The following is a 13,158-nucleotide window of genomic DNA, read 5'->3' as shown; positions in this document are numbered from 1 at the left end:
AGCAGCCCACCACAACAACTAAAACAAGGTGGGTCGTTGAATACACTCGTGTAGCTGGCCTGATCGCCACTACCGAAAAACTTCTGGAGTCAGCATATGTCTGATTTAACCAATAGCATGAAAGCTGCCGCAATGAACATGGCATCTGACAAATCACAGGCTAAGCACAATACGTCTGCCAATGAAAATTCGCCTGACAAGCTTGGGCTGAGCAATCCCGCTTTCTGGTATAGCGGTGGGTTCATCGCTCTGTTTGTTGCTTTAGCGCTCTATGATGGCGAACTGCTGTCTAATCTGGTCAATGCAGGATTTGGCTGGTCAGTGAAAGTGTTTGGTCCATACTGGCAGTTGCTACTGCTTCTCACCTTTCTTATTGGCCTTGGGCTCGCTGCAGGGCGAACAGGTAAGGTGATACTCGGTGGCACAACCAAACCCGAAATGGATACTTTCCGCTGGACTGCGATCATTTTCTGTACCTTACTCGCTGGTGGTGGTGTGTTCTGGGCTGCGGCAGAGCCAATTGCTCATTACGTTAGCCCACCACCACTCTACGGCCCACAAGATAACCCTCAACAGTTAGCCGTCAACTCACTGTCGCAATCCTTTATGCACTGGGGGTTCCTTGCATGGGCCATTGTTGGCAGTCTCACCGCCATTGTGGTGATGCATCTTCATTACGATAAAGGTCTGCCGCTGAAACCTCGTATTCTTCTCTATCCGGTTCTTGGTGAACGTGCATTAAAAGGTCATACGGGTGCGATCATTGATGCGTGTTGCATCATCGCGGTTGCTGCAGGGACGATAGGTCCAATTGGCTTCCTAGGTCTACAGGTTAGCTACGCGTTAAACGCATTGTTTGATATTCCCGACGGCTTTACCACTCAGCTGATCATTATTCTGTTTGCCATCGCACTTTATACTTTGTCTGCTCTGAGTGGTCTGAATCGTGGAATGCAGATGCTTAGCCGTTACAACGTAATTTTGGCTATCGCTCTGATGATCTACATTCTTCTATTTGGCCCAACGAACTTTATCTTCAACGGCTACATTCAGGGTGTGGGCAGCATGCTCGATAACTTCATCCCAATGGCGACTTATCGTGGGGATGAAGGCTGGCTTAGCTGGTGGACGGTCTTTTTCTGGGGCTGGTTCCTTGGCTATGGACCTATGATGGCGATCTTTATTGCGCGCATTTCCCGCGGTCGCAGTATCCGCCAGTTAATCTCGACCATTAGCATTGTGGCACCACTGGCGACCTGCTTCTGGTTCACCATTGTTGGTGGTTCTGGTCTGGCATTTGAAATTGCTGAGCCAGGTAGTGTCAGTAAAGCTTTCGAAGGTTTCAATCTGCCGGGTGCGCTATTGGCGGTCACTCAACAACTACCGTTACCTATGGTGGTGTCGGTGCTGTTCCTTATCCTGACGACGATCTTCATCGTTACAACCGGTGACTCCATGACGTACACCATCAGCGTGGTGATCAGTGGAGATACTGAGCCCAATGCCATCGTGCGTACATTCTGGGGTGTCGCCATGGGTGTAACGGCGCTGATTCTGATTTCACTGGGTTCTGGCGGGATCTCTGCATTGCAGTCTTTTATCGTGATCACTGCGGTTCCGGTGTCATTGATACTGCTGCCATCACTTTGGAATGCGCCACAAATCGCGATCAAGATGGCGAAAGCACAAGGGTACTAGAGACTACTTATTAACAACAAATAACGTGAACAGTGTGCGGAAATTATCCGCACACTCTAACCATTCTTACAATAACAACAGGTGGTGAGCAAAATGGATGCACATCGTTCTACTTACACTGAAACATCGTTGCGCAATGCAGAGGTAGTCATGGCGCCAGAAAGGCTAGGAGCTATGCACCAAAATCGAATCAGTTTTGTACGCAGTCTGATTCGCAAAATGGCTAGACAGCAATGGCAGGTGAGCCGTCATGATTGGCAACTGTGCCCGCAAGGGTTTGGCCATGTCATTTATCGACTTAACACCCCGCACCATGTTTATCATCTCGTGGTGTTTTGTGATCAGATTGCAGACGAAGAGCGCAATGACAGAGTCATCGCGGAAAGGTGGGATGTCACGTTTGCCTTGGTTTACGGTGATGTTGATGTGAGTTTGCTTGAGCAATTGCGTGCCAATGTTCCGCTTCAGGAAGCTGGGCGCAATCCAAACAATGTGTTGGTGCTGGCAAGAGCAAACAAAAGTGTACGAGTGTTCGAACATATTGTCTCGGCGCTGGCTAAAGGCGTTCAACCACAAGGCGAAGAGCTGGCACAGGTGGGTTACATCCTCAGAACAACAGCCGTGTATGGCAACGGTAAGTTTGGGATTGCGGACTTCAAGCTACTGGAGAACAACCCGGACTTCAGTCTGTCCTTCAGTGCGCAGATGTGCGCTGTGTACCTGCTGCGCGAGTTCAGTCTCGATTGGGTGCATTACCTTGCACGTCAGCAAGGTGGTGAAAATGCAGTGGAGTTAGACCGAGGACTGCAACGCTATCTTGGCGTTGGTAATGCCACTGGGCTGGGAATGGCGCCTTATTTGATTAATCACCCATGTATCGTTGATCAATGGATGACGGCACGTGAAAGTGCTTTAGCGAAGGTTTTAGTAAAGCCATGCGATTCAGAGATGCATGGGCCTTTGAGTCAGTTATTGAATAAAGCCATCAAACATTTAGAGCAGGTAGTGACCATCAATCCGCATCAGAATGCGTTGAATCAACAGGCGATTGCTGAGCTGACTCTTATTCATAAAGATCTGGCGAACATCACTTCACAACAGCCCAACTGGCAGGGTGTGATGGAGGGGTTGACGACCTACAGTTTGGAAACTCAAGAGATTGTCACTTCTTGTTTGATCGAGCTTTATCCCGAACTGGTTAACCGTTTTGAAGAGCAGATGAACACCGATGAAACTTTGTCTGTTGCTAGTGGGAAAAGTGTTGGTGATTTGCTTGATGTGTTAAACGATAAATATCGCTGGGCGATTGACGCCGATTATTCGTTGGCAGAGAACAACTATTGGTTCTGGTATCGCTCTGAGGATAAAGAAGAACCGAGACTTGGGGTTCGCGGAGAGGAATCCGGTGAAGACCGAGAGCTGCCGCTTGATATCGGCCGTCAGGTCAACCGCCTGTTTAACGCAGTCTCTCAACAGCCGTGTGAGATGTCACTGGCTCAGTTTCTATTACAACATCCTCAATATCGCTCAATTGCGCGTCGAGTCTGGACCTTGGGCCATCGCCAGATGGGTGATATTCAGATGAACGTGTTACGCCAAGATGCACTGCCTATGTATTTGCTGCGCTGTAAGCTGGCTTTCTTTGGTGCGACGAAATTTGATCCCCGCTCAGATCGCTGGGTACGGGTGACCTTCTTTCAAGGTGCGCCTTTGCTGGACGAAATCGGCTCAGAGCAGCACAACGACAATTGGATCTTCCCTTTAATGCCAACCGAAAGTGAGACCCAGAATCGTCAGTCGAACAAGGTCCAAGGAGGAAACGCATTATGATCGTGTCACACAATGAGCTGGTTGCGGCAGTCAATAAAGCATTCTTAGGCGCACGTCGTTTGTGTGGTGAAGCGGATGTCATTGCCAATATGGTGGCCGATTTACAAATGGCCGGATTGCATGGTGTCCGTCACTTTAATAATGCCAGTCGTTTTCTTGGCTTAGATTCTGACTGCGCGGTGTCGATTTCGCAACGTTCTGATGAGAGTCTAGAGGTGGATTTGCACAATAGCAGTGTGGCTTGTCACTTACCTGCCGTGTTGGATTTTGCGCTGGAGAAAATGGTCCAATCTAAAGCCATTACAATTGAGCTCAAGCAGTGCCATAACCGTTGGTTGGCGTACAGCGAGTTAGTGAAGTTGGCAGCTAAAGGTATCGCGTGTCGTGCTCGCTGGACCAATGGCACCAGCCCTAAAAATGTATTGTACGTCTTGAATCGAGGTAATATTGCACCGGAACTGTATTTCTCAGAAGAGAGCCGTGGTTCGATAGAAAGTTATCACTCGATGACGATTGAATTGGCGGTAAGTGATTTTGATGTCAGCGCCAGTTCGCAAGGCTACAACGTGTATGTTGATGCTAAGGAGCTCGTCGATGCACAGCAGTCCTCATGGCGAGAGGGCATTTTCGTTGAAGACGAAGAATGGGAATTACTAAAGCAGACCGCGACAGTGTTTCTGGTCGAGAATAGCGAACGTTCAAGGCAAGGTGCCGGAGAGCTTGCCTAATACTGAAAAGCCAAGGTCAAGACCTTGGCTTCCAAAGCAGTGAACTATAGGGCTAGTAAAATAGCGATGCTGTGCATAGCTATTTTTAAGTCTGTATTTTCTTGAACTGCTCAGGTGACGATGGTAGTGAAAATCTCGCGCTCAAGTAGTAACATTTCAGATGTTTAGCAGAGTTTATTTAAGAGAAAAGAGTCGCCAATGTTGTTACCTACAAAGTACGCCATTACCCGTAATGAGAAGAGTTTAGATGAGTTGGCGCAATTACTTGTTTTGCAAGGCGCTGACAGTTTGTGCCAACTGAGAGCCAAGTCGTACAGTTTATCGTCTCTAAAGCAAGCAATTGGTCCCAACGTGAAAGGGATTGTGTTAGTCAATTCTGCTTCCTATGACGGCTCGGATGTAGCTCCTTTTCATGGCGTGCACCTTACTTCGAAAGACCTCTCAGATAAGGCTTTAATTCAGTCAGTTCGTCACAGCGGCGCGCAATACCTGGCGGCATCGTGCCACAATGAGCAGGAGATTGAGCTGGCGAATAAAGCGGGGTGTGACTTCATTACTATTTCGCCAGTGGAAGCGACGAACTCTCATCCTGATGCCACTCCGATTGGTTGGCAGCGCTTTGCGGAGCTATCCAAATTGGCGAACATGCCAACCTTTGCCCTCGGTGGGCAAAGTACCCATAACGTAGAACATGCACAAAGCTACGGTGCGCACGGCGTTGCTGGGATTTCAGACTTTTGGCAGGTTGAGAAATAAAAAAGGCTGGTGAATTCACCAGCCTTAGCGTTTAGCCTAGATAGCGATTCTTGAGGTGATCTTTAAAGAATTGCGCGTTGAGAGTGTCGCCTGTCGCTTGCTTCACTAACTGATCTGTTGTGAGTAAGCTTCCCTTGCTCCAGATATTGTCTGATAGCCAGCTAAAGATTGGCGTTAAATCGCCAGCTTGAATGGCTGTATCAACATCAACAGTTTGCTTCATTGCCGCCATAAACTGCGCGGCATACATTGCCCCTAATGTGTAAGATGGGAAGTAGCCGAATGCGCCGTCTGTCCAGTGGATGTCTTGCATACAACCGTTCTTAAAGTTGTCTTTGGTCGACAGTCCAAGGTAAGCCTGCATTTTTTCATTCCACAGTTCAGGGACGTCAGTGTGTTTGATTTTACCGTTGATCAGATCGCGCTCAATTTCGTAGCGCAGAATAACGTGAGCAGGGTAGGTAAGCTCGTCGGCATCAACACGAATGAAGTCCTTTTTCACGCGGGTGTATAGCTTGTGGAAATTTTCCTGCGAGAATAGCGCTGGGTTATGGCCATCGAAATGCTTGGCCGCAAAACCTGCCAGATGAGCGATAAAGGCGTCGCTGCGCCCGACCTGCATTTCAAAAAATAGCGATTGTGACTCGTGAATACCCATAGAGCGAGCTTCACCAGAAGGTAATCCAGCAAGAGGTTTTGGTAGTCCTTGTTCATAACGAGCGTGACCCGTTTCGTGTACAATGCCCATCAGCGATTGAACGAACTCGTTTTCGTCGTAGCGAGTCGTAATTCGTACATCCGATGGCACACCGCCACAGAATGGGTGCACACTCTCATCTAAACGACCATGCTCAAAATCGAACTGCAGTAGCTTCATCACTTCGAGACCAAGTGCTTTCTGCTTATCTGTTGCGAATTTACCTTCAGGTTGAACAAACTGCTCAGAAGACTGCTTTTCAATCACTTCATCGATAAGTTCTGGCAACCAGCTTTTCGCATTGCTAAACAAAGTATCCAGGGATGCAGAGCTGGTGCCGGGTTCGTAGATATCCAACATGGCATCGTATGGAGTGAGTCCGTTTGCTTCTGCTCGGATTTGCGCTTCTTCCTGAGAAAGTTTCACTACCTCAGCCCAGTTCTTCTCGAACCCAACCCAGTCATTGTCACCACGTTGTGTACGCCATGCATGTTCACATTTGGAACCTGCGAGAGATTTAGCTTGCACCAGTTCTTCTGGGAGAAGGTTGGCTTGCTGCCACTGGCGTTTCAACTCGCGAAGTGTCGCCTTGTCATCTGTGTTGAGTGATTCACCTTCGGCTTCTGCAAACCAGTCTGCCAGTTGAGGCTGAGTATGAAGGCCGTGAATATGAACCGAGAGTTCCGCCATGGCTTCAGAGCGAGCTTGGTTACCGCCGCTAGGCATAACTGCTGCTTGGTCCCAACCACAAATAGAAGCAAGGTGGCTGAAATGAGAGATTTTTTTAGAATGTGCTTTGAGTTTTTCGAATGCGCTCATGGGTCGCCTTCCGTGACTATTTAGGAGAAGGAAAGTGTATCAACCTCGCGTAATCAGACCAAGTACTATCCGGTTACATCCATTGGATTGAGTCCCTGTTAAATCACACTATTTCTAGCATTTAGTGATTTAAATGTTATTGGTATGGCGAAAAAGAATTCCACCTCGTTGTTTATTCACTGACGTTTTGATGATAGAAGAGGGTTATCAAATGACCTCGATGAATTCGAGAAGAGGCATAGAAAGGAGTAGATGTGATTAACAATATGGAAGCGTTTCTGATCGCCATTACCATTTTAACGCTAACACCGGGTCTGGACACTGCGCTGGTGCTACGCAATTCTTCCCGAGGTGGAGTGAAAGATGGCGTTGCCACCAGTCTAGGTATTTGTTTAGGTCTGTTTGTTCACGCGACGTTTTCAGCAATTGGTATTTCCGCCATTTTGGCTCAGTCGGCAGAACTGTTTAATGCAGTAAAGATGGTTGGTGCCGCTTATCTTATATGGCTGGGAGCGACGACTTTAAGAGAGGTCTGGAAAGGGGATGTTGCTCTATCGAATATGGAGTCTCATACGCATAATCTGGATATGAAACGCTCGCTTCGAGAAGGGTTTCTGTCAAATATTCTCAATCCGAAAACAGCGGTTTTCTATCTCGCGTTCTTGCCTCAGTTTATCAATCCCGAGGGCTCGGCATTTTTGCAATCCAGTTTGATGGCGGCTATCCACTTTGTGATTGCCATGATTTGGCAGTGTGGCTTAGCAGGTACTTTGAACTCAGCGAAGAACCTACTTAAAAGCCCTAAGTTTATGCGCCGGATGGAAGCAACAACGGGAGTGGTTCTCGTTGGCTTGGGTGTGAAACTTATGGTGGAAGAATAAAAAACAGCGGCTTAAGCCGCTGTTTTTTTATTGGTTAGCTCTGCATCTGAGGCTGCTTTATGTTATCGACAGCGGCTTTGAAATACGCTTTCGTTTCCTCAATCACAACATGACGTAGCAAGATCAAACCGATCAGGTTAGGCACCGCCATCAAGCCGTTAACGATATCAGCAATAATCCAAATCATATCGAGGTGTAGGAAAGCGCCTGATGCCACCAAAGCAAGGAAGATAACCTTGTATGGCAGAACGGCTTTGGTGCCGAACAAGAATACGACACAGCGCTCACCATAGTAGTTCCAACCCAGAATGGTTGTGAAGGCGAAGAAGATCAAACCAACGGAAACCAGAATAGGGCCAAGCGTTTCAGCATTCAGGCCAACAGCAAAAGCGTGAGTCGTCATCGCTGCACCGGCAAAGTCACTTTGCCAGGCACCAGTCAGGATCAGTGCAAGACCTGTCATCGTGCAAATGATGATGGTATCGAAGAAGGTACCTGTCATCGAAATCAGACCTTGTCTCACACACGAATCGGTTTTCGCCGCCGCTGCTGCCATGGGAGCACTGCCAAGACCCGATTCGTTAGAGAAAACACCACGAGCAATACCCGACTGGATGGCTAGCATGATGCTCGCACCAAGGAAGCCACCTGTTGCCGCCGTTTGTGTGAAAGCAGACACCAGAACCAGCTCGATAGCATTGAGCAGTTGATCGCTGTTGATGACAATCACGCTCAAACAAGCCAATACGTAGAACAGCGCCATCGTTGGCACGACTTTGCCTGCAACTTTAGCAATTGACTGAATACCACCCAGCGTGACAAACGCCACTAGTAGCGTCAGTACCACTGCGGATGCTTCGCGTGGCACGCCAAAAGAGATCTGGCTGGCGTCTAGAATCGCGTTTACCTGAGGGAAAGTACCAATACCGAAGCAGGCAACACCCAAAGCGAAGAAGGCGAATAGCGATGCGAGCGTACGAGAACCCACTCCATATTGGAGGTAGTACATTGGCCCACCAACCATCTGGCCTTTGTCATCTACGTTACGGTATTTAACGGCTAATAAGCATTCTGCATATTTGGTCGCCATTCCGAACAGAGCAGCAAGCCACATCCAGAACAGTGCACCCGGGCCACCAAGTTTTATTGCGGTTGCGACACCAACAATATTACCTGTACCAATGGTGGCAGAAAGCGCGGTACAAAGAGCGGCGAAGCTTGAAATATCACCTGGTTTTTTAGAATCATCTTTGCTGAAAACCATTTTCAGTGCAGTCGGTAGGTGTCGAAACTGAAGTAAGCCTAAGCGAAAAGTAAAGTAGACACCGGTTCCCACTAACAGGATAAGCAGTGGTGGACCCCAGACAAAGCTGTCGATAGTTTTAAGTAAAGATTGAAGGTTATCCATGATTTCCCCTTAATTGATAAAGCATTACTAAGGAGAAGAGTGAAAGGGTAGAGACGACAAGTCTCAACAAACGCTACAGGCAGAAAAGCGATCATAGCTAGGTTGTTCTTTTCACTCCTCTGTCCTTTTGCCTGAGAGTTTCACTACACACATTGATAGTATGAAGCTTGCTCCTTCGGCGACCGATTTAACGGTTCTCTCCAGAGGTTCCTCCAACTACAGTCCTCGCTGTTTTCACAGCACCTGAAAGATTTACTTCTTCGGTAGGTTATTTTGTCCAAATGTTAAAACTTGGTAAATAACCACTCTCCTGCAGTCTTCATTGGAACGATTGCTCGTAAAGCGAGCAAAAGTTGGTTGATAGCACTGGTTGCTGTCAACGTGTGAACTCTATCATTATTTTTGTGTAATTCAATAATTATTTTGCATGTTTTACAAGGTGGGGAACGATTGGAAATGTGAGGTATGGAAGAACCTCTAATAAATTTAGAGGCTCAGTTAAAGGATTATTCTTTGTGTCGTGCATTGACGCTATAGCTTACATTGTCATCCACGAAGTCATACTCAATTTGCGTAGGGGTCACGTCACAGATTTCAGAGATAGGGGTTAAGGTTCCGCTAGTACCATGGCGAAGATCAAATCGAATACGTCGACTAAAGACATTGTCTTGATCTCCTCTAGGAATTTCCTCTATGTACATTTCAGAATCACGGCAGTTTCCTGAGATGGCAATAGTGGTAGAAAACATAATCGGCTCTGAAATAGTAAAGTCTTCGAGTGTGACATCTTGATATGTGCGACTGAGATCAATGGTTTGACTGGTGTAAATTGCCCCAGTAAACTTTTCCGCGTATAGGTTGCCACTCCAACCTCTTGGTACAGGTAAAGTGTACGCGCCATTAGCGTCTGTTCTAGCGATGGAGAAGTAACCCCTTACGTCTGCGTTTTGAACAGGGATACCAGCCTGAGAATACACATATCCTTCAATGTTCACTTTTGAAGTAGGGCGCGTAAATAGGTGTGCATTACGGATATCACTAATCAATAACGTGCCAGATTCAAACCCAAAACTAGAGCCATATCGACTGCTTCCATCTCCAGTCTGAAAGATGTCAGCCAATTGCCAAGACAACTCTTTACCTTTTTGGATATCGAAACGATAAACTTTACCTAGCGCGTCATCACCGATCATGAAGGTGGTACGATCTAGCTCCACATCATGACCGAAATCGCCTGTTTCGGTATCGATATCCGCTTGCTTGATCGTTTGCTGTAGGCTCCAAGATTCGTAGGGGTGGCGTCTTATGAAGATATGCACGTACGATGTTGTGTAGCTACTTACGACTAAAAAGTGTTTATTCACGTCAAACGCGAAGCCAAACTGACTGGATTGAGTCGGGGTTTTATCTGGTGACTCAATGACATCACCTAAGTGCCAAGTATTAAGATCTCTACTTCGGAAAATAAAGATACGCTCAGCCGAAGATTCGCTGATGTACAACTCGTTCGCATGACGGCGAACAGTAAATCCTAAAGATCGAAAAGTAGGGTCGGGGAAGCTATTGACGTCTAGTTTATCGACCAGTTGCCATTCCCCAGAGTTTCTGAGGTATACGTAAACGCTTCTTTGTTTGGGATCGGAAATTGTGAGTAGCTGGTCATCAAGGTAAACAGACTCACCAAATAGAGAAAGTTGTGGATCAACGTCGTCTGGCAATTCGATTGTACTAGATAACGTCCAGTTCGGTTTGAATGCGTTCTCGCGCTCATACAGCCAAACTTTGTGCTCAGAGTTGGAGCCGATAGCAATAAAGCGGTCTGTGTTGTAGATGTACTTATCGGTATATCCACTGCCGGTAACCGGAAGCCTTGGGCCAAACTTCCAAACGCCAAAATCTTTAAAAATAATTTGGTTTCCGATGACGCCGACGTTACGTGAAAGTGATGTTGTTCCTGGTACTTTGTCGATTTTTTGATAATCGGATAAATCAGGAAAATTGGGTGATGCATTTGTACTTAATGAAAATAAGGCAGCGAATAAGGCTAAATATCGCATGGAGGTCTCTCCTCACTAATGAAGTAGGAATTCATGGCGGAATGAGACTTACAACAAGTTGACTGCGGACTAACTTAAGCTCTCGATGAATATCAGAGCAGGCGAAAAGTTGAATTTCGTTGCTCTGAAGAAGCCATACTACATACAAATCAATTGGCATATCAATAGTATTTAGAGTGTTTACACTAATTGATATATGTGAAAGTTTAACTAATTAAAATTATTGAGTTTTATCTGGTTGAAAAACTATTGGATGGAGTGTTTGAGTGTTTAAATTGAGTTTAAATAAAACGACCATTTAGTGTCTTTTTGACTTGATTGTTATTGAGTCTTATTGACTCTGATTAACTTGATGGCGTTTTTATTTTATTGATTATATAGAATTTTTAAAGTTGGCAGGAAGAATGCTATGTAGAGAGAAAAACAAAATAATCTAGTGAGGTCTCTATGTTTGCTCAACCAACTCGCACCGCATTTAAAACACTTTTGACTGTTTCAAATATTGGACTGGTTGTCACTTTTCTCGCACTGGTGGTCAGCGTGCTGATTTCTTATCCATACGCTAACTCCTTCAGCCTGAATACTCAAATTGCGGCGCATATCAGTACCATCGTAATAGCTGCGTTTTTGAAAGTGAGTTATGTCACCCGATGCTTGGCGCAATACAATCTAGGTTTGGAAGTGAAATAGATATGACATAGTAATAGCGCCCTGAGTAGGGCGCTACTGCAAAGCTTAGAAGTAGTTCGCGTCAACCAGCTCGCTAACCTGCACTGATTTCACATCAGCTCGCGCATCAAGCCATGCAGCAACCTTGGCTTGCTGCTCTTCTGTTACGCTTTGATATCTTTCTGAGTGACAAATAAAGCCTTCAAACAACTCTAGGCCACCTCCACCAAAACTCAATCCAAGTGCATCGATGTAATCAATGAACTCGTCAACAAACGCGTCGTAGCTATCAAAGTCAGTGATCGTTGTTTCACAGTTGACTTCAAAGCCAAGCATCGCGAACTCACCCAAAAATAGCTTCTTCTGGATACGGCGTTTCTTATTTTCTAACTTATATGGTTTCATTATTTTGCCTCAAACTTTCGAGATAGTTCGTTATACCTTATATTTGATGCAGGCCCAAATTTAATTCTGTTAAAGCCTAGTCTTAGCCGTTTAGACTGAAAAGGTTGTGTTTTGTTACGATTAGCTTGATATCACATAACGAAACTGGAATGGGAATGTATATAATTGAATCAAATGAGTGTAAAACAAACTGAACTCTGACCCAATGCTCTTAAAAAATGGTATAAATGAATGAGTTAACAGGCTATTGAGGTTCTCGCAGAGTCTGGCTAAGGAGAGAGTATGACAAGATTGATTGCTATAGTTTTTTTGGTGGCGTTAGCGTTTGTGCTAATACGATATAGAACCAATGAAAAATTGCAAAAATACGTCGTCATAACACTGGTCTCTGGCTTTCTAGTTTATACCACGACACTAGTGGTTACGGAACTCATGCGCTAAATCTGTAGGAGCAAAGAATTGAACAACGAGTCTGAAGTTGAGAATGATGATGTTGTGGTCATCGAAGAACGGGACAAGCGCAGCTATTTGTATATTGTCATTGCAGGTGTCATAGGCCTAGCGTTAGGCGGCCTTGCCGGAGCCGTTGTTACGGCTGATAAATGGCAAAAAGCATATGATGGGCTGGAAGAAAAGTATCAGTCACTGGTTGAAGATAAGAAACAACTCGTGAACCAAGTCGAAGTTAAGGTTGCGAAAGTCGATGATGAAATTGCCGTTAAACTTCAGCAAGCCATTGATGAGCAGCAACAAGAGCATGAAGCGGCTCTGGCAGCACTACGCTCTGAAGTGTCGGAGCTTGAGAAAGTCAATTTGTCTCTTGAAGAGCAACTCAATCAGCAAAAGCAAGAAATTGCAGAGGCAAATAGAGAAAATACGCAGCTAAATAGACAAGCCGATATGCAAGCGACAATGTTTGAGCGTTCTAGAGAGCTTTTCCAGCAGGAGCTTAAGGTCAAACAAGAATTAGAAGCGCTGGAAAAAGAACGGGAAGAGCTGGAGCCTAAAATCAAGCAACTTAAAAAAGACTGTGATCTGTATCTGGCGGGGACGTCTTGGGAAGCAAAATCTGACTCATGTGACAAGCAAGATGAAGCCAACTCTCGTTTAAGTCAGGTCAATCAGATGATCAGGGTGCATCAAATGGATCTCAAGCAGATGAAAGCGTTGACTGACGAGCTAGGCTTATAGTCAAGTCTAACGAATCTTG

The 13,158-nt window shown here is 45.9% G+C and carries 11 protein-coding genes and 1 riboswitch; of the genes, 7 read left to right on the top strand and 4 right to left on the bottom strand.

The features are described from left to right. Window positions 1-96 precede the first annotated feature (96 nt). The 4 genes from L1D31_RS11000 to L1D31_RS10985 all read left to right on the top strand — a co-directional run bounded on the left by L1D31_RS11000 (window position 97) and on the right by L1D31_RS10985 (window position 5,012). Entirely contained in the window at window positions 97-1,698 is a 1,602-nt protein-coding gene (locus L1D31_RS11000) for a BCCT family transporter (RefSeq protein WP_239837180.1), read from the top strand. A 93-nt stretch (window positions 1,699-1,791) separates the two neighbouring features. Beyond that, on the top strand, window positions 1,792-3,528 hold the full coding sequence (locus L1D31_RS10995) for a hypothetical protein (RefSeq protein ID WP_239837179.1): 1,737 nt from the start codon (window positions 1,792-1,794) through the stop codon (window positions 3,526-3,528). Further along, entirely contained in the window at window positions 3,525-4,256 is a 732-nt protein-coding gene (locus L1D31_RS10990) for a DUF3726 domain-containing protein (protein ID WP_239837178.1), read from the top strand. The genes L1D31_RS10995 and L1D31_RS10990 overlap by 4 nt, the downstream gene beginning before the upstream one ends. Window positions 4,257-4,454: 198 nt before the next feature. After that, on the top strand, window positions 4,455-5,012 hold the full coding sequence (locus L1D31_RS10985) for a thiamine phosphate synthase (protein WP_239837177.1): 558 nt from the start codon (window positions 4,455-4,457) through the stop codon (window positions 5,010-5,012). 31 nt (window positions 5,013-5,043) lie between these two features. On the opposite strand, the gene L1D31_RS10980 is transcribed toward L1D31_RS10985, so the two are convergent. Then, window positions 5,044-6,528 carry a carboxypeptidase M32 gene (locus L1D31_RS10980; protein ID WP_239837176.1) on the bottom strand — a complete coding sequence of 495 codons (1,485 nt, stop codon included), beginning with the start codon at window positions 6,526-6,528 and terminating at the stop codon, window positions 5,044-5,046. A gap of 266 nt (window positions 6,529-6,794) precedes the next feature. Here L1D31_RS10980 and L1D31_RS10975 point away from each other — a divergent pair, with 266 nt between their 5' ends. Continuing rightward, the gene (locus L1D31_RS10975; protein WP_171354491.1) at window positions 6,795-7,409 is read left to right on the top strand and encodes a LysE family translocator; all 615 of its coding nucleotides are present in this window, start codon (window positions 6,795-6,797) and stop codon (window positions 7,407-7,409) included. A gap of 34 nt (window positions 7,410-7,443) precedes the next feature. On the opposite strand, the gene L1D31_RS10970 is transcribed toward L1D31_RS10975, so the two are convergent. Then, entirely contained in the window at window positions 7,444-8,817 is a 1,374-nt protein-coding gene (locus L1D31_RS10970; RefSeq protein ID WP_239837175.1) for a sodium:alanine symporter family protein, read from the bottom strand. A gap of 109 nt (window positions 8,818-8,926) precedes the next feature. Next, a riboswitch (glycine riboswitch) is annotated at window positions 8,927-9,031 on the bottom strand. Window positions 9,032-9,323: 292 nt separating this feature from the next. Then, window positions 9,324-10,874, bottom strand: a complete 1,551-nt coding sequence (locus L1D31_RS10965; RefSeq protein WP_239837174.1) for a hypothetical protein — start codon at window positions 10,872-10,874, stop codon at window positions 9,324-9,326. A gap of 447 nt (window positions 10,875-11,321) precedes the next feature. Between L1D31_RS10965 and L1D31_RS10960 the strand changes: the two genes are divergently transcribed. Then, window positions 11,322-11,564, top strand: a complete 243-nt coding sequence (locus L1D31_RS10960; RefSeq protein ID WP_239837173.1) for a hypothetical protein — start codon at window positions 11,322-11,324, stop codon at window positions 11,562-11,564. Window positions 11,565-11,609: 45 nt separating this feature from the next. Here the strand turns inward: L1D31_RS10960 and L1D31_RS10955 are convergent, their stop codons facing one another. Beyond that, entirely contained in the window at window positions 11,610-11,948 is a 339-nt protein-coding gene (locus L1D31_RS10955; RefSeq protein ID WP_239837172.1) for a 50S ribosome-binding protein YggL, read from the bottom strand. A 459-nt stretch (window positions 11,949-12,407) separates the two neighbouring features. On the opposite strand from L1D31_RS10955, the gene L1D31_RS10950 reads away from it, so the two are divergent. Continuing rightward, a complete protein-coding gene (locus L1D31_RS10950) occupies window positions 12,408-13,139 on the top strand; it encodes a chromosome partitioning protein ParA (protein WP_239837171.1) in 732 nt (243 codons plus the stop codon). Window positions 13,140-13,158: the final 19 nt, after the last annotated feature.

Source organism: Vibrio sp. Isolate23 (assembly GCF_022398095.1).
In the GTDB taxonomy this organism is placed as follows: Bacteria; Pseudomonadota; Gammaproteobacteria; order Enterobacterales; family Vibrionaceae; genus Vibrio; species Vibrio coralliilyticus_A.
This window is presented reverse-complemented; position numbering and strand designations above follow the sequence as displayed.